20 protein-coding genes and 1 tRNA gene are annotated in these 19,569 nt (G+C 62.2%); 10 read left to right on the top strand and 11 right to left on the bottom strand.

The features are described 5' to 3' along the window. Positions 1–44: 44 nt before the first annotated feature. The 6 genes from phnE (F3H98_RS05885) to F3H98_RS05860 all read right to left on the bottom strand — a co-directional run bounded on the left by phnE (F3H98_RS05885) (position 45) and on the right by F3H98_RS05860 (position 5,923). Positions 45–1,427 carry a phosphonate ABC transporter, permease protein PhnE gene (gene phnE, locus F3H98_RS05885; protein ID WP_149759173.1) on the bottom strand — a complete coding sequence of 461 codons (1,383 nt, stop codon included), beginning with the start codon at positions 1,425–1,427 and terminating at the stop codon, positions 45–47. A 4-nt stretch (positions 1,428–1,431) separates the two neighbouring features. Continuing rightward, the gene (gene phnE / locus F3H98_RS05880) at positions 1,432–2,400 is read right to left on the bottom strand and encodes a phosphonate ABC transporter, permease protein PhnE (RefSeq protein ID WP_149759172.1); all 969 of its coding nucleotides are present in this window, start codon (positions 2,398–2,400) and stop codon (positions 1,432–1,434) included. A gap of 69 nt (positions 2,401–2,469) precedes the next feature. Next, positions 2,470–3,381, bottom strand: a complete 912-nt coding sequence (phnD, locus tag F3H98_RS05875; protein WP_149759171.1) for a phosphonate ABC transporter substrate-binding protein — start codon at positions 3,379–3,381, stop codon at positions 2,470–2,472. An 86-nt stretch (positions 3,382–3,467) separates the two neighbouring features. After that, entirely contained in the window at positions 3,468–4,310 is an 843-nt protein-coding gene (gene phnC, locus F3H98_RS05870; RefSeq protein WP_149759170.1) for a phosphonate ABC transporter ATP-binding protein, read from the bottom strand. A 447-nt stretch (positions 4,311–4,757) separates the two neighbouring features. After that, positions 4,758–5,078: a YMGG-like glycine zipper-containing protein gene (locus F3H98_RS05865; RefSeq protein WP_149759169.1), complete on the bottom strand. Its 321-nt coding sequence runs from the start codon at positions 5,076–5,078 to the stop codon at positions 4,758–4,760. A gap of 755 nt (positions 5,079–5,833) precedes the next feature. Continuing rightward, positions 5,834–5,923, bottom strand: a tRNA-Ser gene (locus F3H98_RS05860). 265 nt (positions 5,924–6,188) lie between these two features. Here F3H98_RS05860 and F3H98_RS05855 point away from each other — a divergent pair. The 3 genes from F3H98_RS05855 to F3H98_RS05845 all read left to right on the top strand — a co-directional run bounded on the left by F3H98_RS05855 (position 6,189) and on the right by F3H98_RS05845 (position 8,491). After that, positions 6,189–6,563, top strand: a complete 375-nt coding sequence (locus F3H98_RS05855) for a hypothetical protein (RefSeq protein ID WP_425294813.1) — start codon at positions 6,189–6,191, stop codon at positions 6,561–6,563. Between the two features lie 75 nt (positions 6,564–6,638). Further along, positions 6,639–7,304 (top strand): peptide-methionine (S)-S-oxide reductase MsrA, encoded by a 666-nt coding sequence (gene msrA, locus F3H98_RS05850; RefSeq protein WP_149759168.1) that lies wholly within the window; start codon positions 6,639–6,641, stop codon positions 7,302–7,304. 197 nt (positions 7,305–7,501) lie between these two features. Next, entirely contained in the window at positions 7,502–8,491 is a 990-nt protein-coding gene (locus tag F3H98_RS05845) for a BMP family lipoprotein (RefSeq protein WP_149759167.1), read from the top strand. A gap of 133 nt (positions 8,492–8,624) precedes the next feature. On the opposite strand, the gene F3H98_RS05840 is transcribed toward F3H98_RS05845, so the two are convergent. Continuing rightward, positions 8,625–9,047 carry a DUF805 domain-containing protein gene (locus tag F3H98_RS05840; protein ID WP_149759166.1) on the bottom strand — a complete coding sequence of 141 codons (423 nt, stop codon included), beginning with the start codon at positions 9,045–9,047 and terminating at the stop codon, positions 8,625–8,627. An 84-nt stretch (positions 9,048–9,131) separates the two neighbouring features. Further along, positions 9,132–9,986 (bottom strand): 2,3,4,5-tetrahydropyridine-2,6-dicarboxylate N-succinyltransferase, encoded by an 855-nt coding sequence (dapD, locus tag F3H98_RS05835; RefSeq protein ID WP_149759165.1) that lies wholly within the window; start codon positions 9,984–9,986, stop codon positions 9,132–9,134. A gap of 149 nt (positions 9,987–10,135) precedes the next feature. Here dapD and F3H98_RS05830 point away from each other — a divergent pair, with 149 nt between their 5' ends. The 3 genes from F3H98_RS05830 to F3H98_RS05820 all read left to right on the top strand — a co-directional run bounded on the left by F3H98_RS05830 (position 10,136) and on the right by F3H98_RS05820 (position 12,500). After that, the gene (locus tag F3H98_RS05830; protein ID WP_149759164.1) at positions 10,136–10,975 is read left to right on the top strand and encodes an LOG family protein; all 840 of its coding nucleotides are present in this window, start codon (positions 10,136–10,138) and stop codon (positions 10,973–10,975) included. Between the two features lie 76 nt (positions 10,976–11,051). Continuing rightward, complete coding sequence (locus tag F3H98_RS05825; RefSeq protein ID WP_149759163.1) at positions 11,052–11,465, top strand: hypothetical protein; 414 nt, start codon at positions 11,052–11,054, stop codon at positions 11,463–11,465. Positions 11,466–11,525: 60 nt separating this feature from the next. Next, positions 11,526–12,500: a DUF1775 domain-containing protein gene (locus F3H98_RS05820; RefSeq protein ID WP_149759162.1), complete on the top strand. Its 975-nt coding sequence runs from the start codon at positions 11,526–11,528 to the stop codon at positions 12,498–12,500. 51 nt (positions 12,501–12,551) lie between these two features. Here the strand turns inward: F3H98_RS05820 and F3H98_RS05815 are convergent, their stop codons facing one another. Beyond that, positions 12,552–13,262 carry a pyrimidine 5'-nucleotidase gene (locus F3H98_RS05815; protein WP_149759161.1) on the bottom strand — a complete coding sequence of 237 codons (711 nt, stop codon included), beginning with the start codon at positions 13,260–13,262 and terminating at the stop codon, positions 12,552–12,554. A 151-nt stretch (positions 13,263–13,413) separates the two neighbouring features. Between F3H98_RS05815 and F3H98_RS05810 the strand changes: the two genes are divergently transcribed. Next, a complete protein-coding gene (locus F3H98_RS05810; protein WP_149759160.1) occupies positions 13,414–14,154 on the top strand; it encodes a GGDEF domain-containing protein in 741 nt (246 codons plus the stop codon). Positions 14,155–14,248: 94 nt separating this feature from the next. Here the strand turns inward: F3H98_RS05810 and F3H98_RS05805 are convergent, their stop codons facing one another. Then, on the bottom strand, positions 14,249–15,151 hold the full coding sequence (locus F3H98_RS05805; RefSeq protein ID WP_149759159.1) for a LysR family transcriptional regulator: 903 nt from the start codon (positions 15,149–15,151) through the stop codon (positions 14,249–14,251). A gap of 228 nt (positions 15,152–15,379) precedes the next feature. Here F3H98_RS05805 and F3H98_RS05800 point away from each other — a divergent pair, with 228 nt between their 5' ends. From F3H98_RS05800 to F3H98_RS05790, 3 genes are all read left to right on the top strand, one after another. Further along, a complete protein-coding gene (locus F3H98_RS05800) occupies positions 15,380–16,438 on the top strand; it encodes an alpha-hydroxy-acid oxidizing protein (RefSeq protein ID WP_210249660.1) in 1,059 nt (352 codons plus the stop codon). A 33-nt stretch (positions 16,439–16,471) separates the two neighbouring features. Next, the gene (locus tag F3H98_RS05795) at positions 16,472–17,422 is read left to right on the top strand and encodes an MBL fold metallo-hydrolase (protein ID WP_149759157.1); all 951 of its coding nucleotides are present in this window, start codon (positions 16,472–16,474) and stop codon (positions 17,420–17,422) included. Between the two features lie 218 nt (positions 17,423–17,640). After that, on the top strand, positions 17,641–18,537 hold the full coding sequence (locus F3H98_RS05790) for a DMT family transporter (protein ID WP_149759156.1): 897 nt from the start codon (positions 17,641–17,643) through the stop codon (positions 18,535–18,537). Positions 18,538–18,599: 62 nt separating this feature from the next. Here the strand turns inward: F3H98_RS05790 and argB are convergent, their stop codons facing one another. Beyond that, a complete protein-coding gene (gene argB / locus F3H98_RS05785; RefSeq protein ID WP_149759155.1) occupies positions 18,600–19,496 on the bottom strand; it encodes an acetylglutamate kinase in 897 nt (298 codons plus the stop codon). Positions 19,497–19,569: the final 73 nt, after the last annotated feature.

Below are 19,569 nucleotides of genomic sequence, written 5' to 3'. Positions count from 1 at the left end.
AGCAGCCGTGGCTTTTCCGTGATCCAACTCGTGTTGCCCGGCGATCAGTCGATTACCGTCCGCCCGATCAGGCGCTGCCGCAAGGCGTTCGAGATGTTGTCGAAGATGAAGACGACGACCAAGATCAGGAGCACCATGTAGGCGACGTTTTCCCAGTCGGAATTGGTGCGCATGGCTTCCCAGAGTTTGAGGCCGATGCCGCCTGCGCCGACGGCGCCGATGATGGTGGCCGAGCGGGTGTTCGATTCCCAGAAATAGAGCGACTGGCTGAGGAACACCGGCAGCACCTGCGGCACCACGCCGTAGCGCTGCACCAGCGCGGGAGCCGCGCCCACCGAGCGGATGCCCTCGCGCTGCTTGTCGTCGATGTTTTCGAGCGCCTCGGAATAGAGTTTCCCGAACGTGCCGGTGTCTGTGAAGAAGATTGCCGAGATGCCCGCCAGCGGGCCTGGTCCGAAGGCGCGGGTGAAGAACAGCGCCCAGATCAGCATGTCGACGGAGCGCAGGAAATCGAAGAAGCGCTTGAACAGCTGGTTGGTGAAGCGGTTCGGCGTGATGTTGCGGGCCGCCGCGAAAGCCAGCGGGAACGCCAGAAGCGATGCGAAGACCGTGCCGACGAAGGCCATGACGATGGTCTGCAGGAGCTTCGTCCAGACGTCGCCGTGCTGCCATTCGGAATTGTTCCAGATGTTGTTCCAGGCGAGCGCCGCATTCGACATTTCGGGCTGGAGGCGCGGGCCGGAGACAATCAGCCAAAACACTTCGCCGGCCGGTTTGCCCCAGAACGGCGAATGTCCATCGAAGACAAAATTTTCCCAGCCGAAGAAGCGGTGCCGGATATTCACATCGTCGGCGTCGATCTGTGCGCTGCCCGTGAAGCCGAAATCGACAGTGATCTTGTCGCCCGCCGACCTTTGCGTCGCCCATGTCGGCAAGGCGGTCCGCGCGATGGCGCTTTTGCCTTGTATGACATCGACGACCAGCGTCTCGGCGCCGCGCGTCACGACGACCTGGCCGGGGGTTACGTCGATCGTGTTGGCGCCGCCGATGTTGATGATGGCGCGTTTTGCCGGAGCCTTGGCGCCTGGCTCTTCGCGCTCCACGGGCTCGATCCGGATCCAGTCCGGCTGGCGGTCCGCGCGGTAGGACGAGAAACGCGGATAGCTGATCTCCAGGCGGTCGCCGTCGAACTCGATCTCCGGACGGATTTCGTAGGAAACCCAGTCGGCGAGATAGACGCCGGCGATGCCCCAATTGCCGCCGGCGAGAACCGACCCAACTGCAAAGAACCACCAGGCGAAGACCAGGTAGGCGGCGATGCCGGCGCCGACCAGCCATGCGGTGAGCCGCTTGCGCTGCGAGCCGGCAAACACTTCCGGATGGCGTTTTGAAATGTCGTCGATCTGTTCGGCGGTCAGGGTTGTCATGGTGTCAATCCCCACGGCCGAAGGCGAAGGCTTGTTGGCCGACCAGCTTTTTGCGCAGCCAGGCGGAAAACTGGTCGACGCCGATGATGGTGAGCAGGAGGAGCAAGATGATCGCCAGCGTCTTGGCCTCATGTGTGCGACTGATCGACAGGCGCAGCACTTCGCCGATGCCGCCTCCGCCCACCGCGCCTATGATGGTTGAGGCCCGCACATTGATCTCCAGCCGCAGAAGCGCATAGCTCAGGAAATTGGGCATCACCTGCGGCACGATGCCGAACCACACCCGCTCGACCCAGTTGCCGCCGGCGGCGCGCAGGCCTTCGTCGGGCCGCATGTCGGCATTCTCCACGACTTCGAAGAACATCTTGCCGAGCGCACCGACGGTGTGGATCGACACCGCAATGATCGCCGGGATGGGACCGATCGACAGGATCGCCAGGAAGAAGCCGGCAATCACGATCTCCGGAAAGGCGCGCAGGATTTCGAGGAAACGCCGCACGAAGAAACGCAGCCAGCGCTGGGTGACGATGTTGGAAGCGGCAAGGAAGCAGAGCACGAAGCCGAAGCCGAAGCCGATCAGCGTGGAGACCAGCGCGATGTTGATGGTTTCCAGCATCTTGTAGACATATTCCGGCACGTAGAGTGTACTGGTGATGTACATCCGGCCTTCCGGATAATCGTACTTCAGGCTGCCGTCGGCATAGGGCGACGGCAGGTCGAACAGCGCGCGCCAGACTTCCCAGCCGTCACGCGGGATCATCTGGTCGATGAAGTCGAAGAGATGCGGCAGCCGATCCCAGAACTTGCCGGCGTTGCTCTCATTGGCAAACCACAACGAGCCCGACATCGCCACGATCATGAAGAGCAGGCCGCCAAGCGTGTAGAGGCGGCGGCGCGTCGCCAACTCCCGCCAGTGGCGCTCGACTGCAAGGCCGGCTTCCGAGAGGGTGGGGCTGGTGATTGTGGTTGACATGGCCATCTTCATAAAGTGACGCGCCGCGGAGCCTGATGGCTGCGCGACGCGTCTTTACTGCCTGATGCCTTACGAGCCGATCTGGGCTTTGCGGGCGTCGATGATCGGCTGGTAGAATTCCGGGGTCACCTCGGTGAAGCCCTTGAAGTCGCCGCCCTGGATGGCGGAGAAGCAGGCCGCGTCGGTTTCCGGCAGCTTCATCATATAGTCCTTGAACTTGGCCTTGATGTCGGCGTCGAGCGAGGTGCGCACGACGATCGGGCCGTTCGGGATCAGCGGCGACTTCCAGATCTCGACGAGATCGTCCATGTCGAGGATGCCCTTGTCGACCATCTTCTTCAGATTGCCGGAGGTGTAGCCGTCCTTGAACTCGCCGACGCCCGAGCCGAAGGTGGTGCCGACGTCGAAGGTGCCTTTCAGCACTTCCAGCACGAGGTTTTCGTGGCCGCCGCCGAAGCCGGTCTCGGCGACATAATCCTTGACGGCGACGCCACCGAGATCCTTCGGCAGCGCGGTGACCGGAATCAGGTAGCCCGAGGTCGAATCCGGGTCGGCGAAGCCAAGCTTCTTGCCCTTGATGTCCTCCAGCTTGGTGATGCCGGAATCCTTCTTGGCGACCATGATCGTATAATAGCCGGTGGCGCCGTCGGTCTGCACCGTGGTCAGGATAGGCTCCACGGCGTCCTTGTTCTCAAGGTAGATCTTGGCGTAACCCGAGGCGCCGAGCTCGGCATAGTCCAGCGTGCCGCCGAGCAGGCCCTGGATGGTGCCGTCATAATCGGCGGCCGGGAACAGTGAAACCTTCTCGACGCCGAGCGCGGCCGGAAGCTGGTCGACGAGGCACTGGAAGTTGCGCAGGCGATCGGCTTCGTTCTCGCCGCCGATCAGGCCGATGCGGAATTCCTTGAGGTCGGCGGCCTGGGCCGAGCCGATGGCGAGCACGGCGAGCGATACGGCGCCGAGAAGTGCTTTCCTGAACATGATGTTTCTCCTGTTGACGCCGGCTGATGCCGGCCCTGTTCATGCGTTGAGACAGCCCGTGACGCGGGCGAGACGATCCCGGAGGCTCAGAGCCGCTCGAGGGCGGGCTGCAAGGGTCCGGCGGATGCTGGCAGTTTCGGCTTGTGCACGCGAATGCTGGTCGAGGTGATCGCCTCGGAAATCTCCGAACCATCGCCGTCGGCGCCGTAGACCATGCGGACGGCGTCGCGGGTGAGCTCTTCCGGAGCGCCGTCGAACACCACCTTGCCGCCGGCCATGCCGATGATGCGGCTGCAATAGGCACGCGCCGTATCCAGCGTATGGAGGTTGGTGATGACGGTGATGCCTTCGCGCAGGTTGATGTCCTGCAGCGCGTCCATCACCACTTTGGCGTTGAGCGGGTCGAGCGACGCGATCGGTTCGTCGGCCAGGATCATCCGCGGCTGCTGCATCAGGGCGCGCGCGATCGCCACGCGTTGCTGCTGGCCGCCCGACAGCGTGCCGGCTGCCTGCAGCGCGGTGCGGGCGATGTCGAGCCGCTCCAGCGCCGCGATCGCTTGCGCGCGTTCCTCGCGGGAAAAGATGCTGAGCAGGTTAAGCGCGGTCGAGCGATGATTGAGGCGGCCGAGCAGCACATTGGTCAGCACATCGAGGCGCGGCACCAGATTGAACTGCTGGAAGATCATGGCGCAATCGCGTTGCCAGCGTCGCAGCGTCGAACCGCGCAACGCGGACACTTCCGAGCCGTCAAAAAAAATCGACCCCTGGCTGGGATCGATGAGACGGTTGATCATTCTGAGAAGGGTCGACTTGCCGGCGCCGGAACGGCCGATGATGCCGACCATCTGGCCTTGCGGGATTTCCAGCGCGACGCCGTTGACGGCAATGTTCTTGCCGAAGCGGCGCGTTACGTCGCGAATTTCGAGCATGACGACTTCCCTGTCCGTCGCGGTTTTCCGCGTTTCCCGGGATGGCCTAGACCAGCGGCATGAAGGCGCGATGTCGGTTCAATGTCAGTTTTGTTACGATGCACAGACTGGAACCGCCCGAACGGCAGGACGGACGAGGGCGTAGCGCGGCGATATGTTGGCGGCGACGAGGCAGGTCCCGGCCAGACCCGGAATGCCCACGAAAAAGAAAGCCCGCCGAAGGAGGAGGTTCGGCGGGCTATCTGGGTGCGGTCTGGGAGGGGATGACCGCAAGGCTCATATGGGAACGCTATGACGGTCCGACAATCGTTTCGCCGGGTGCTTCGGCGCGCAGAATGTCGCAGGACAGATTATCCCGCTTCGCGGGCATCTCTGTCCTCCATGCATGCGCATGGAACCAATGGCCGCAGCCCTCCCACCAGGGACATGCTGCGGTTGGTCCGGGTCTTAATAGTTGCCGCTATAATAGCGTTCGTCGCACTCGGCGACGTAAACGCGGCCATCCGAGCCGCGATAGCGGCACATTTCGCCGCCGCGACGCTGCGGCGTGGTCGCCGTTCCGACTGCTGCACCCAGGAGCGCGCCACCGGCGGCCCCGATGACGGTGCTCCTTGTGTCGCCGCCGATCGCCTGGCCCGCCAAGGCGCCGGCTCCCGCGCCAATCAGCGCACCGGTGCCGGCGCGTTGCTGCTGCTCTGTCGCAGCGCAGCCGGCAAGCGCCATGGCCATCAGCGCCGCAGCGGCGATCGTAGCGTTACGAAATCTCATTTTTCACTCTCCATTCAACGCCCCCTTTGGGTCCTATCGCACAATTACGCGCCGGATAGCCAATAGGTTCCATATTCATGATTTGTTTCGCCCTGTCACAGCCCGTCGAGGCAGCGGTCGCGCGTGGCCGCGCCGGACTGCCATCTTTGGTGGAATGGAAGGGGCACAGGTCGTGTGATAGCATCGCGATGGGATAGCGGGGATTGGACAGACGAGGGAATTAAATGCGCAAATATTTGGTGCTTGCCTCTCTTTTTGTGTTTTCCGCCCTGGCCGGTTGCCAGACCTCTCCCATGCAATACAGCGGCCAATGCTCGCAATCGGCCCAAGATGCCGGATTGTGCACCGCCCCCAGCTACGGAACCACCTTGAACGCTTTGGGGCGCCCCTGACCGCGAAACCGCGTCATCACGTCGTGCTTTCACGCGACACCCCGGGCGCCGTCTGAGCGGCGGCGCCTGCGCGGCCTGGTCGGCAGGCCACTATTGTTCGGAATAAAAGAAAAAGCCCGCCGAGGGAGGAGGTTCGGCGGGCTATTTACGCGCGATCCGGGAGGAGGTGGATCGCATTTTCAATTTAAACCTTGCCCATTGATTCGGCAACCAACTGAACTGCGCATCCGTTGTGCAGGATTGTCGCAGGACAAAGCCTGATGCGGTCATGGGGAAGTCTGGAGGCGAGCGCGGTCAATTGCGGGTTCGCACCCGCTTGGCCAACGACGCTGCAGTCCTATCAGGCTATAAAGAGAAAAAATCTGGCGGAGAGAGCGGGATTCGAACCCGCGTTACGGTCTCCCGTAAACACACTTTCCAGGCGTGCGCCTTCAACCACTCGGCCACCTCTCCGTGGGCGCAGCATCATCGCTGACGGTGCGCCGGGGCTCATCTAGTCGATAGTTCGCCAAATGCCAAGCCGTGGCATGCGTATCTTTTGCCAGCAAACGCGTCCGCGCGATGGAAAAGCAGAGATGTCTGCCGCTTGACATCGGTTCCGCCGGGCGGTTCCTTCGTCTTCTGGCGCGTCGGTCGCGGGCGTATGCAGCTGGCTTGATGCCGGTCACCAAGCGGTCAAATTCGCGTGTGACAATTGCGCGGATGGGTTGGCGGTCCTATGTCTTGGGCCGAAAAACCGGGCGAATCCGGAAACTTAGGTGCTGGCATGATGCGTTTCATGTTCCGTCTTCTGGCCATTGTGGCGCTGTCGGTAGCGACCATAATGGCGGTGGTCGACGCGACGCGCAGCATCGCCGCGTCGGCGCTGGTTGTCACCCCGCTCGGTGAAAGCTGGGCGGAAACCTGGCCGGATATGCTCGCCCTCGCAGAACAAAGTGTGCGTCACTATATTCATGCCCTGGCCTGGGATCCGGTTGCGCTTTTTATCCTCGGCCTGCCTGGCTTTGTCGTCTTCGGTTTCTTGGCGCTGGTTTTCTACGCGATCGGGCACAAGTCCCGGCGCCGCCAAGGACGTTTCGCGATCGAAGCCTGAATTGGCGGAAAATTGCCGGAAATTGGCGGATGTTTGATCCGCTCCTGGATCTCGAAAACTCGAAGGGAGAATTGCATGTTTTTCCTTAGCGACATGCTGAACAAGAAGCTCCATCTGCCGAAGCGCGAGGAAGCGCTGCCCGGTCGCGCCAGCCCGATCCCCACCGCAAGCAAACATCATGTATCCAAACGTCCGCTGAAGGGTCCCCACCCGGAGGGCATGGAGGTGGCGATGTTCGGCCTTGGCTGCTTCTGGGGCGCTGAGCGCCTGTTCTGGCAGACCGAAGGTGTCTGGGTCACAGCGGTTGGGTATGCGGGCGGCCATACGCCGAACCCGACCTACCAGGAGACCTGCACCGGTCTCACCGGCCACGCCGAAGTGGTGCTGGTGGTCTACGACCCGAAGATCGTCTCCTACAGCGACCTCCTGAAGATTTTCTGGGAGGCGCACGATCCCACGCAAGGCATGCGCCAGGGCAACGATGTCGGCACCACATATCGCTCGACGATCTACACCTATGGCGACGCGCAGCATCAGGCAGCGATTGCCTCACGCGATGCCTATGAGGCTGAACTGAAGAAGGCCGGTCGCGGCAAGATCACCACCGAAATCGAAGCGGCGCCCGAGTTCTACTTCGCGGAAGCCGAGCACCAGCAATATCTGGCCAAAAATCCCTACGGCTATTGCGGTCTCAAGGGCACCGGCGTCGCCTGCGCGATTCCGGCGGCGGCATCGGCCTGAGAAACGCCGTTAACCGCGCCGCCCGGAACAGCGGCGTGGTTTTCCAAAAGGTCAAAATTCCACGTGAATTTTCTTTGTGGCCGTGCCAGATTGGTCCAATGAGCGGGAGGGATACTCCCGCCATGTGCCGCCGAGCAGCCGGGGAACGTGGTTGCGGCGGCATCCATTGGAAAAATAACCAACAGGGTGTGGATCACATGAAGCGTATTGTTCTCGGCCTTCTGGCCGCCACTGCAATGTCCGCCTCGGCCTTGGCCGCGGACATCAAGCCGGCGATCATCTACGATCTCGGCGGCAAGTTCGACAAATCCTTCAACGAGGCAGCCTACAACGGCGCCGAGAAGTTCAAGACCGAAACCGGCATCGAATATCGCGATTTCGAGATCCAGAACGATGCCCAGCGCGAGCAGGCGCTGCGCAAATTTGCCGAAGACGGCAATAACCCGATCGTCATGGCGGGCTTCTCCTGGGCTGCGGCGCTTGAAAAGGTCTCAGCCGACTTCCCGGACCTGCAGTTCGCCATCATCGACATGGTTGTCGACAAGCCAAACGTGCGCTCGGTCGTCTATAAGGAGCAGGAAGGTTCCTATATCGTCGGCCTGCTCGCCGCGATGGCCTCCAAGTCCAAGAAGGTCGGCTTCGTCGGCGGCATGGACATCCCGCTGATCCGCAAGTTCGGCTGCGGTTATGTGGGCGGCGCCAAGGCTGCAGGTGCGACCGAGGTCATCCAGAACATGACCGGCGACACGCCCGCCGCATGGAACGATCCGACCAAGGGCGGCGAAATCGCCAAGTCGCAGATGGACCAGGGCGCCGACGTCTTGTACGCGGCTGCCGGTGGCACCGGCGTCGGTGTTCTGCAAGCGGCGGCTGACGCCGGCAAGCTTGGCATTGGCGTCGATTCCAACCAGAACGGCCTGCAGCCGGGCAAGATCCTGACCTCGATGGTCAAGCGCGTCGACGTTGCCGTCTACAACGCTTTCACTGACGCCAAAGACGGCAAGTTCACGCCGGGCATCAACAACCTTGGCCTGAAGGAAGACGGCGTCGGCTACGCCATGGACGACAACAACAAGGCCCTGGTGACGGCCGAAATGCAGGCTGCCGCCGAAAAGGCCAAGGCCGACATCATCGCCGGCACCATAACCGTACATGACTACATGTCGGACAACGCCTGCCCGTATTGATCGGCTCGCGCCGGCCGGCAAGGCAGATTTGACGAAAGGCCGCCAGGTGAAAACCCGGCGGCCTTTTTGTTGATGCCGTGGAGCCGCGCTTTCGCTCGCCTTCAAAAAAACTGACGCGCTGCAAGTGCGTGGGTCAGTCTCGCGCATTCGCCGGAGCGTTGGTCCTGACGCCATACGGGTTGGGGCCAGGGTCGCCGCGGAAGATGCACAAAAAGAGGAATGCCACGATCGAGACGACCGGAATGAACAGCAAGACCACCAGGATCCCCGGCTTGCCAACGTCATGCACACGCTTGATGCTGGTTGCGATGTGGGCCCACAAGAACACCAGCATCGTCACCAGGAACACTGTCGACCACATCTGCGCGGCGCCGCTGAGCGGCGCCTCGGCCATCTCCGCCATCTCGGTCATGTCCAGCGGCATCACCCGCATATACTGGTAGAGCGGAAACGAAACCACCACCACCATGAACATGAACGAGAGAAGGTAGGCCGCCCGGCTGAGGCGGCCGGAGGTTTTGAAGAAAAGCCAGAGATAGTCCGGTCTGTCGGGCAAAGTTGGGTCCAGTCGTTGATGGTCAGCCGGGGCAATTCGGGCCGAGGTCAGCCATCAGATAGATGTCGATTGCGCGGGCGAACATCAATCGCGCAGGAGTTCATTGATTGAAGTCTTGGAACGTGTCTTTTCGTCGACGCGCTTCACGATGACGGCGCAGTAGAGGCTCGGTCCTGCTTCGCCGTTGGGCAGCGGCTTGCCGGGCATGGAGCCGGCCACAACGACGGAATGCGGCGGCACCTCGCCGTAAAACACCTCGCCGGTGGCGCGGTCGACGATCTTGGTCGACTGGCCGATGAAGACGCCCATGCCCAGCACAGAGCCCTCGCGTACGATGCACCCTTCGACGACTTCCGAGCGCGCGCCGATGAAACAATTGTCCTCGATGATGGTCGGGCCGGCCTGCATTGGCTCCAGTACGCCGCCGATGCCGACGCCGCCGGACAGATGCACGTTCTTGCCGATCTGGGCGCAGGAACCGACGGAAGCCCATGTGTCGACCATGGTGCCTGAATCGACATAGGCGCCGACGTTGACGAAGGACGGCATCAGCACCGCGCCCGGCGCGATGAAGGCGGAACGACGCACCACCGACGACGGCACGGCGCGAAAACCGGCCTTTTCGAATTCGTTGGCGCTCCAGCCATCGAACTTCGACGCTACCTTGTCCCACCAGACAGCGTCGCCTGGGCCGCCCTTGATTATCTCCATCTGGTTGAGACGGAAGGAAAGCAGCACGGCCTTCTTGAGCCACTGGTTCACATGCCACTTGCCGTCGGCCTGGCGTTCGGCCACGCGCGCCTGGCCGCGGTCGAGCAGGTGGAGCGCGGTCTCGATCGCCTCGCGAACCTCGCCGCGCGTGGCGGGAGAAATGCCCTCGCGTTCCTCGAATGCCTTGTCTACCGTCTTTTCAAGGCTGGCCAGATCGGTCTTGGGCATGGCAAAGGGCTCCGTTACACGTGCTGTTAAGGCGCGAGGCCTTAGGCTGCTGGAAAATCGCGCGGACCCTATGTCAAGGCTTGGTAGGGGTCAATCGCGCCATGCGTCGCGGGACGGCGCATGAGAGCAAGGATCGGACGGGACTGCAGATGAATCCCATGGAGAAGGCGGGGTGGTCCCCGCTGCCACATTCGGACGAGGATCTGGAACGGGCAAGGAAGGCTCCGGATACGCCGCAGACGCGGGCGCCGACCTACCGGCTGGCCTGGACCGACGAAGAGTTCATGACCCGGCGCGAATTGCGCGCCGTGCGGCTGCAGCTCGAACTCTTGAAGCCCGAGATGATCCTGGCTGAACGCGGCATCCGCTCGACGGTGGTTATGTTCGGCGGCGCCCGCATTCCGGAACCCGGCGGCGAAGCCTGGGCCGCGAAGGACGAGCGGCAGAAGAAGAACCTTGAGGAAAACAGCAAATATTACGAGGAGGCGCGGCAGTTTGCCCGGCTCTGCTCGCAGCAGTCGGCGGCGTCTTACTACCGCGAATATGTGGTGGTGACCGGCGGCGGGCCGGGCGTCATGGAGGCGGGCAACCGCGGTGCGAGCGATGTCGGCGCGCCGTCGATCGGCCTCAACATCGTGCTGCCGCACGAACAGGCGCCGAACCCCTATGTGACGCCGGACCTGTGCTTCAACTTCCACTATTTCGCCATCCGCAAGATGCATTTCGTCATGCGCGCCAAGGCGGTGGCGGTGTTCCCCGGCGGCTTCGGCACCATGGACGAGTTCTTCGAGACGCTGACGCTGATCCAGACCGGCCGCATGGAGCGGGTCCCGATCATCCTGTTCGGCAAGACGTTCTGGGAGCGTGCGATCGACCTCGATTTCCTTGCCGACCAGGGCACCATATCGCCGGGCGACCAGGACATCATCGAATATGCCGAGACGGCGGACGAGGCCTGGGGCATCATCAGCCGCTTCTACGAGCTCTGAGCCGGCATCGATGCGGGCGCGGATGCCGCACCTGCGCGCGCTGGAAAAGCCTGGCCGTTTGGGCTAACGCTCGCGCATGAAAAATCGGCAAACAGCCTGGGGATGGTTTGCGGCGCTGCGCCGCGACCGCGTGCTGTTTGCGATCGCCGGCACGCTGGTGCTGCTCAGTCATATCTTTCAGCCATGGGCCGAGGCGCGCGCCGCAAACACCGCCAACGCCTGGGTGATCTGCACCACCTTCGGCATGCAGATGGGCTCGCCGGACGGCAAGAAACTGCCCCCTGCCGGAGCGGCCGACGATTGCCCGCAATGCATCGGCGCCTGCGGCGGCATCGCCGCCAAGCAAAGGCTGCCGGCCGTGGCCTACATGGCGTTTCCGGCACCCGTGGCCTTTCGTCATGCCGTCGTTTCCTTCCATGAAGACATTCCCTCCGGCCGGCTGAACGAGCCGCCGCCCGCCATTCGCGCCCCGCCATCCACCGCTGCCTGAACCGAACCGGCGCGCGCCATTGCGCGAAGCCAGAATTCTGTTTCGGACGCGGAGAGAAAAATGCGCCGACTTGAAATCCAGTTTGCCGCGGCATTGCTGCTGACGGCTGCTTCCATCGTTACCGCCCACGCCCACGCTTCCCTCGAAAAGGATGAGGCGGCGCCAGGCTCCTACAAGGCCGTGTTGAAGGTCCCGCACGGCTGCGACGGCAAGGCCACCAACCTTGTGCGCATCGACATTCCGGAAGGCTATATCGGCGTGAAGCCGATGCCGAAGGCCGGCTGGACGCTGGAAACCAAGAAGGGCGACTACGCCAAGAAATACGACCTGTACGGCAAGGAAGTGACCTCGGGCGTCACCTCCGTCACCTGGAGCGGTGGCTTCCTGGCGGACGAATTCTATGACGAATTCGTGCTTTCCGGCACGCTGGCTGGTGTCGAGGCGGGCCAGACCCTTTATTTCAAGGCGCTGCAGCAATGCGAAGGCGCCGAGGTGGCCTGGAACGAGGAACCGGCGGAAGGGCAGAACGCGCATTCGCTCGAACATCCGGCACCGTCGCTGACTGTTGTGGCGGCCGGCGGCGGCGATGAGCACGCCGGTCATAACATGACGATGTCGACGCCGGCGGACGCCGTGACGGCGGGCGACCTCACCATCGCTGGTGGTTGGGCGCGCGCCATGCTTCCCGGCCAGCCGGCTGGTGGCGGCTACCTGACCGTCACCAACAAGGGCAAGTCAGCCGACAAGCTCGTTGCGGTGTCGTCGCCAAGCGCCGGCAAGGTCGAAGTCCACACGATGGAAGTCGTCAATGACGTGATGGTGATGCGGCCGGTCGAGGGCGGTGTGGAGATTCCGGCAGGTGCCACCGTGGAGCTGAAGCCCGGCGGCCTGCATGTGATGTTCATGCAGGTCAAGGAGCCGTTCAAGGCAGGCGGCACGGTTCCGGTCACGCTTGAATTCGAGAAGGCCGGCAAGGTCGACGTAACATTGCCGGTACAGGCCAAGGCGGGAGCCGACGAGCACTCGCAGCACTAAACCATGCGGGCCGGCGGCGCGTTCGTCGCCGCCGGCTCCGCACAGGCACCCTTAGGCAGTCTGGCTTTGCCGGATGGCGGTCAGGAATGAGGCGAGGTCGTCGGTGACGAAATCGACATCGTCCTCGAATTTCGGGTCGCGTTCCCAGATTTCCGAGAAGGTCGGCTCGAAGTTGCGCGGCACGATGAGCACGGTCGTCATGCCAAGCGCTTTCGGTACGCTGAGGTTGCGCGCCAGGTCTTCGAACATCACGGTGTTCGGCCCGGTGATGGCGTGCAGCGCGGCGAATTTCTCGTAGGTCTGGCGTGCCGGTTTCGGCGTCAGGCCAGCCGCCACGATGTCGAAGATGTCGTCGAAATGATCGAGGATGCCGAGCTGCCGGGCGGTGCGCTCGGCGTGTCCCCGGTCGCCATTTGTGAAGATGAATTTGCGGCCGGGCAACTGGCGGATCGCCACCCCGAGGACCGGATCGGGCACCAGCCACGAATAATCGATGTCATGGACCTTCTCGAGAAAATCGTCGGGGTCGATATTGTGGCGCTCCATCAGCCCGTTCAGCGTCGTGCCATATTCGAGATAGAGCTCCTTCTGCAGCTTGCGCGCCTCCTCGCGCGGCAACTGCAGCAGCTCCGACACATAGGCCGTCATCTTCACGTCGATCTGCGAGAACAGGTTCGAGTGGTGCGGATAGAGCGTGTTGTCGAGATCGAACACCCAGTCGGTGACGTGGGAGAAGCGGGCGGGATCGACGTTCGTGGTCATGCGCTCTTATCGCATGGAATGATGGCATGTGAACCACATGATGCCGTCTCGCGCTGATAAAATTCGCGGGACAGTTCAAATTTTAGCAGACGCGGAAAGAAGACGTTCAGTGGTCTCCACCATGTTCCGCGCGGGGCATGGGAGCAGCATAATGATTCGCATAATTCTGAAATCCGCTTTCGTCGCCCTGGTTTCCATCGTCGCCTACCTGACGATCGCCGCGACCGTCGTGCCGGCGTTCGGCGGCGTGCTCGACGGCAACGCCTGGCTGATCCTTGCCGTGTCCTTGCCGTGCAGTGCCTATACCTTCTGGCAGAAGGAAAAGCTGGCCAAGGCGCTGGCCGAATTGAAAGCCACCCACGCCGAGCTTGCCGTCACGCACCGCCGGCTGGCCGAAAAAGCACGCCGCGACGACATGACGGGCATGCTCAACCGCGAAAGCTTTTTTGACGTACTGGAAAGCACGCGCCCGCAGGAAAAGCGCGGCGCTCTCCTGATCATCGATGCCGATCATTTCAAGATGATCAACGACAGTCATGGCCACCTGACCGGCGATAGCGCACTGCTGGAGATTTCAGCCGCGATCCGCCGCGGGGTGCGCGCCGGCGATACGCTCGGACGCATCGGCGGCGAGGAATTCGCAGCGCTCCTGTCCGGTGCGACTGACGAGGAGGCGCTGCAGGTCGCCGAGCGCATTCGCCGGGAGGTGGAACAGATCCGTTTCCGCCCGGACGAGCGCACCGTGCCGCTGACCGTCAGCATCGGCGGCATCGACTGCACGCCTGGAGCGAGCGTTTCGGACCTGATGCGGGTGGCGGACCGGCGCCTCTACGAAGCCAAGCGGCGTGGCCGCAACCGCGCGGTGCTCGAGCCGTTCCAGGCGGCCGCCTGACGCGCAGGCATCGCGCCGTAGCGGGTGGAGAGACGCCGCGGCGGCGTGGCAACCTTAATGTCGTTCGCCAAGCGTGATCCTTCGAAACGCTCCACTAAGCGCTTCCGGAATCGGTTCGCAGGAGTTCCCTCATGACCCATTTGCCCGCCGGGCCGAGCGCGTGGCCGCTACGATAGACCAGGTAGAGCGGCAGGCGAAGGGTGCGCGCCGGCCGTTCCGCAAGGTCCAGCGCAATCAGACGCCGGCTCGCCAAATCTTCCTCAACGACGCTGTACGGCATGAACCCCCAACCCAGTCCAGCTCGCAGCATGGCGTGTTTCGATCCGAGATCTCCTGTCAGGATACGCTGTTCGGAATATACAGAGTAAGTGCGGCCTTTTGTGCGGCCGCTGCGGTCGGTCAGGATGATCTGCGGATGCTCGCGCAGGACATCCGGTGATATCGACCGCATCTGCGCAAGCGGATTCTGCGGTGCGGCAACCGGCTCCAGCGCTATTTCCAACATCTCATGGCTGACCAGGCCTGGCGTGATATCAGGAAACGACCCCTGCACACCGAGGCTGTACCCATGCTCAAGCACCATTTCGGGCACGCCGCCAAGGACCTCGGTATGTATTCGAAGATCCACTTCCGGAAACTCTTCGTAGAATCGCGTCGCCAGATCCACCAGCCTGGAGACGGGAAAAAAGATGTCGAAGACGATCGACAATTCCGCTTCCAGACCTCCCGCCAACCCTTTGGCGCGGGTCTTCATATGATCCGTGCGGACCAGAACAGCCTCGGCATCCTTTAAAAGCGCTCGGCCATGCACCGTAAGTTGCGGTCGCCAATCGCTTCGGTCGAACAACGGGACGCCGAGCGAGCCTTCCAGATTGGCGATGGCGTTGCTGATCGCCGACTGAGCGCGACGCAGATGCCGCGCGGCGGCCGAGAAGCTGCCCTGCTCGGCAATCGCCACAAAAACACGAAGCTGATCGAGAGTGAGGGGGTCTAGCACTATCTTATAAGTCGATGGAGTTGATCAGATTTATATCGCTATTTCTGAGGAAAGTACCGTGCAATATCTCGCCTTCACAACCAGAACGAGATTGCAGGAATGGGACTCTCCAGACGCCACTTTTTCCAAGGGGCAGCGGGCATAGGAGCGCTAACGCTAGCGCAAGCTGCCGCCAACGCCAAGAACAGCGATCAACCTGCTGCGTCAGCCAACGTGGGTGGTGAGGATTTGACGATCATCAATATCGACCTCTTGGAAGAGCAGGCTCAAAAGAAGTTGACCGCGTTCGCTTATGCATTCGTTTCCGGCGCGGCCGGCGATGAATGGACAATGCGAGAAAATCGCCGGGCATTCCAAGACTTCCCCATTATGACGAGCCGGCTTACGGGCATCAAGAAGGAGTCGATCGACACGCGTACGGCATTAATGGGCATGGTGCTGCCTTCACCGATCATGGTGGCGCCGATGGGCGTCCATGGCGTCGTGAGCGAACAAGCCGAGCTGGCGACTTCGGCAGGAGCCGGGGCGGCCGGGGTGCTCTATCAAAGTTCCGGCGCGTCCACCAAGCCACTGGAGCAGATTGCGGAGACCACCAACGGTCCGAAATGGTTTCAACTCTATTTCAACAACGATATCGGCGTTACGCGTTCGTTGCTGCAGCGTGCGGCGGCCGCCAAATACTCGGCCATCGTGCTCACGGTTGACGCACTCGGCCCCGGAGGCAGCGATCGTGTTCGGCGCCTGGGGACGTCCGTCCCACGTCCAAAATTCGTTTTCGGCAACCACGATCCGCGCTTCGGAGGATCGGGTGACTTCCGCAACCAGAAGGAAAACCTTACCTGGGATGACATAGCCTTTTGCCAGGAAGCCTCCGGGCTTCCGGTTGTCGTGAAGGGCATATTGCGCGCCGAGGACGCCGTACAAGCTGTAAAGGCCGGGGCCGCGGCAGTGCAGGTTTCGAACCATGGCGGACGCCAGATGGATGGCGTGCCGTCCAGCATCAGCGTCCTGCCCGGCGTTGCCGATGCGCTGGGCGGTAAGGTGCCGATCATCGTCGACGGCGGCGTCCGCCGCGGAATCGATGTTTTCCGCGCTCTGGCGCTCGGTGCCGACGCGGTTGCCATCGGCCGCCCCGTTCTCTACGGGCTCGGCGTCGGCGGTGCGCGCGGGGTCAGGAGCGTGCTCGATTTTTTCAACACGGAACTGAAGACTGCCATGCTGCTTGCCGGCGTTGAAAAGGTGGATGCGATAGGCCGCGGCAATATCGTGATGCGTCAGTTTGTCTGAAACTCTGAAACAAGGAAAACAAAGGAAAAAATTATGAGTACCAGAGCATTGTTGGCGGGGTTGCTGCTTTGCACCACAGGATCGATGGCGTTCGCAGCAAGCGACACCGGAGAAGCCGTGCAGCGCGAACAATACGCCAACCGGGAAATTCTGCCCGATCCGACTGCGGCAGCCTGTCCCGACATGCCGCGCACACTGACCCAGGTCAGCGGCAATCTCTACCGCCATACCAACGCCGCACTTCCCGCCTTGCATAGTGGCCTGGTGCTCATCACCAGCGAGGGCGCACTGGTCATCGATCCGGCTATGACCTGCACCACGGGATGGCTGCGCGACGAGATCAAGTCGCGCTTCAACGTCGGCATCAAGTATGTCGTCTACACTCACGCTCACTTCGACCACATCGTCGGCTCGCAACTGCTCCAGGACGAGGGCGCAACCGTCGTGGCGCAGCGCAACGCGGTCGAAGACATCGTCGGCGAAAAGCTTCCCGTAGCCGTGCCCGACAAGGTGTTCGACGACAAGATGACCATCACGCTCGGCGGCGAAACAGTTGAATTGTACCACGTCGCACCCAGCCATTCGAACAGCATGACCGTGGTGCTGTTTCCGAAGTACAAGGCACTGCAGTGCACCGACATCTGCCAATCCGGCACGCTGCCCTATATGGACTTCCTCGACTTCTACTATGACGGCTGGGTCAAGACCCTTGACTGGGTGCAGAAGCAAGACGTCGAATACATTGACGTCGGCCATTACAAGCCGGCAACCAAGGCCGACCAACAGGCGCTGCGCGACTACCTTGTCAGCCTGCACGACCAGATACTGGCGCTCGTCCGCGCGGGCAACAGCTGGGATCAACTGTGGCGAAAGGTAAAGTTCACCGACGAGCAGAAGAAGTGGTTCGGATATGACGCGATGCGCTTTGCCAACATCGAGGGTATGTATCGCTGGGTAAGCAACCATCGCCGCGGCGTCTGGTGATCTCAATGCCCACTGTTGCCTAAGACGCGGTTACAGGCCTGCCTCCCATAGGCCTCAATCGCACTTGGAGCGGAATGCATTCGGGTTGAAACCGGGCATTCCACTCCTTTTGTCGCCGGCAGCTCGGGCCGGACGATTGCCTTTCCCGGTTGGGTCGGCTTAAAGCCAGGCCGGCGCCGCCATCGCTCGCGGCGCTTCAGCCGGACATCGACATCATCATGGAACTCTGGATCCCGATCACCATCGCCGCGGCGTTTTTGCAGAACGTGCGGTCGGCGATGCAGAAGCATCTCAAGGGAGTGACGGGCGCCACCTTCGTGCGCTTCGGTTTCGGCTTTCCCTTGGCGCTGGTTTTCGTCTGGATCCTCAACCGGGTGGTGGGCTACGGCATGCCGTCGTTCAATGCCGGGTTCTTCGTCTGGGCGGTTGTCGGCGGCGTCGGCCAGATCGCGGCGACCTTCCTTCTGGTGCATCTTTTTTCGTTCCGCAACTTCGCGGTCGGAACCGCTTATTCGCGCACCGAGCCAGCCCAGGCGGCGCTCTTCGGCCTGATGTTCCTTGGCGAGACGGTAACGTTCGGCGTCATCGCGGCGATCGCCGTCTCGATGTTCGGCGTCATGCTGATCTCGGTCGCGCGCACCGAATTCAGCTGGCGTGCGCTGGTCACCTCGGTCGGCACCCGCACCGCCCTGATCGGGCTTGCTTCCGGCACATTGTTCGGCGTCTCGGCCGTCGCCTACAGGGCCGCGTCGCTGGCGCTGGGAGGGCCGAACTTCATGATGCAGGCAGCCGTCACCCTGGCCTTCGTCATCGTGTTCCAGACCGTTTTGATGGGTGCCTGGATGCTGTGGAAGGACCGTACCGAGTTCGGCCGTATCGCCAGTGCATGGAAACCGTCGCTGCTGGTTGGCTTCGCCGGCGCTTGCGCTTCGTTTGGCTGGTTCATGGCGATGACCCTGCAGCAGGCGGCGATCGTCAAGTCGCTGGCGCAGATCGAGATGATCTTCACCTTCGCCTCGTCGGTGTTTTTCTTCCGCGAACGCATCAACTGGCTGGAAACCATCGGCTGCATTCTGATTGTCGGCGGCATCCTGATCCTGCTGATCGTCAACTGACGGTTGGCAACAGGAATCATCGCTGACGGCCCGGAGGCCTGCAGCCGAGATTTCAGGGCAGGTTACGGCACGATCAGCGTGCCGGCGCCGTGTTCGGTGAACAGCTCGAGCAACACCGCGTGCGGCGTCTTGCCGTTGAGAATGACGACGCCTTCGACGCCGCGCTCGATCGCCTCGATGCAGGTCTCGACCTTGGGAATCATGCCTCCCGAAACCGTACCGTCGGCGATCAGCGCCTTGGCTTCGGCGACCGTCAGCTCGTCGATCAGCTTCTTGTTCTTGTCAAGCACGCCGGGAACGTCGGTCAGGAAAAGCAGGCGCTTGGCCTGCACCGCGCCGGCGATAGCGCCGGCAAAGGTGTCGGCGTTGATGTTGTAGGTGTGGCCGTCGCGGCCGGGCGCCACCGGCGCCAGCACCGGGATCATTTCCGAGCGCGCCAGGAGGTCGAGCAGGGTCCGGTCGACCTCTACCGGCTCGCCGACGAAACCGAGATCGAGCACCCGCTCGATGTTGGAATCCGGGTCCTTGACGGTCTTGTGCGCCTTCTCGGCAAAAACCATGTTGCCGTCCTTGCCGCACAGGCCGATGGCCCATTCGCCCTCGGCGTTGATCAGCGCGACGATCTCCTTGTTGATGGAACCCGCGAGCACCATTTCGACAATCTCTACGGTCTTCTCGTCGGTGACCCTGAGGCCTCCCTCGAAGCGCGATTCGATGCCCATTTTCGCGAGCATCGCGGCGATCTGCGGGCCGCCTCCATGCACGACGATGGGGTTGACGCCGGATTGCTTGAGTAGCGCGATGTCGCGCGCGAAGGCCTGGCCGAGCGCTGCGTCGCCCATGGCATGGCCGCCATATTTCACGACGACGGTCTTGTTCTCGTAGCGCTGCATGTAGGGCAGCGCCCTGGAGAGCAGGGCGGCCTGCATTTCGGCGGTGGCGGCGATGTCCGTCGTCATCGAAGACCTCTTTAGGGGCAAGAATCGGCGGTTACTTAGCGGCAAAGAGTGTGACGGGCAAATGATATGCACC

Origin of the sequence: Neomesorhizobium albiziae, from assembly GCF_900114255.1 — a bacterium.
In the GTDB taxonomy this organism is placed as follows: Bacteria; Pseudomonadota; Alphaproteobacteria; order Rhizobiales; family Rhizobiaceae; genus Neomesorhizobium; species Neomesorhizobium albiziae.
The sequence above is the reverse complement of the archived record's forward strand: the minus strand, read 5'-3'. Positions and strand labels throughout refer to the sequence as shown.

Excerpts from the sequence above, each read along its gene's own strand:
- F3H98_RS05810 (WP_149759160.1), top strand. The coding sequence starts at position 13,414 with ATGATTCGCATAATTCTGAAATCCGCTTTCGTCGCCCTGGTTTCCATC.
- F3H98_RS05820 (WP_149759162.1), top strand. The coding sequence starts at position 11,526 with ATGCGCCGACTTGAAATCCAGTTTGCCGCGGCATTGCTGCTGACGGCT.
- F3H98_RS05815 (WP_149759161.1), bottom strand. The coding sequence starts at position 13,262 with ATGACCACGAACGTCGATCCCGCCCGCTTCTCCCACGTCACCGACTGG.
- F3H98_RS05830 (WP_149759164.1), top strand. The coding sequence starts at position 10,136 with ATGAATCCCATGGAGAAGGCGGGGTGGTCCCCGCTGCCACATTCGGAC.
- dapD (WP_149759165.1), bottom strand. The coding sequence starts at position 9,986 with ATGCCCAAGACCGATCTGGCCAGCCTTGAAAAGACGGTAGACAAGGCA.
- F3H98_RS05790 (WP_149759156.1), top strand. The coding sequence starts at position 17,641 with ATGGAACTCTGGATCCCGATCACCATCGCCGCGGCGTTTTTGCAGAAC.
- phnE (WP_149759172.1), bottom strand. The coding sequence starts at position 2,400 with ATGTCAACCACAATCACCAGCCCCACCCTCTCGGAAGCCGGCCTTGCA.
- phnC (WP_149759170.1), bottom strand. The coding sequence starts at position 4,310 with ATGCTCGAAATTCGCGACGTAACGCGCCGCTTCGGCAAGAACATTGCC.
- F3H98_RS05865 (WP_149759169.1), bottom strand. The coding sequence starts at position 5,078 with ATGAGATTTCGTAACGCTACGATCGCCGCTGCGGCGCTGATGGCCATG.
- F3H98_RS05855 (WP_425294813.1), top strand. The coding sequence starts at position 6,189 with ATGTCTTGGGCCGAAAAACCGGGCGAATCCGGAAACTTAGGTGCTGGC.
- phnE (WP_149759173.1), bottom strand. The coding sequence starts at position 1,427 with ATGACAACCCTGACCGCCGAACAGATCGACGACATTTCAAAACGCCAT.
- phnD (WP_149759171.1), bottom strand. The coding sequence starts at position 3,381 with ATGTTCAGGAAAGCACTTCTCGGCGCCGTATCGCTCGCCGTGCTCGCC.
- F3H98_RS05845 (WP_149759167.1), top strand. The coding sequence starts at position 7,502 with ATGAAGCGTATTGTTCTCGGCCTTCTGGCCGCCACTGCAATGTCCGCC.
- F3H98_RS05795 (WP_149759157.1), top strand. The coding sequence starts at position 16,472 with ATGAGTACCAGAGCATTGTTGGCGGGGTTGCTGCTTTGCACCACAGGA.
- F3H98_RS05825 (WP_149759163.1), top strand. The coding sequence starts at position 11,052 with ATGAAAAATCGGCAAACAGCCTGGGGATGGTTTGCGGCGCTGCGCCGC.
- msrA (WP_149759168.1), top strand. The coding sequence starts at position 6,639 with ATGTTTTTCCTTAGCGACATGCTGAACAAGAAGCTCCATCTGCCGAAG.
- argB (WP_149759155.1), bottom strand. The coding sequence starts at position 19,496 with ATGACGACGGACATCGCCGCCACCGCCGAAATGCAGGCCGCCCTGCTC.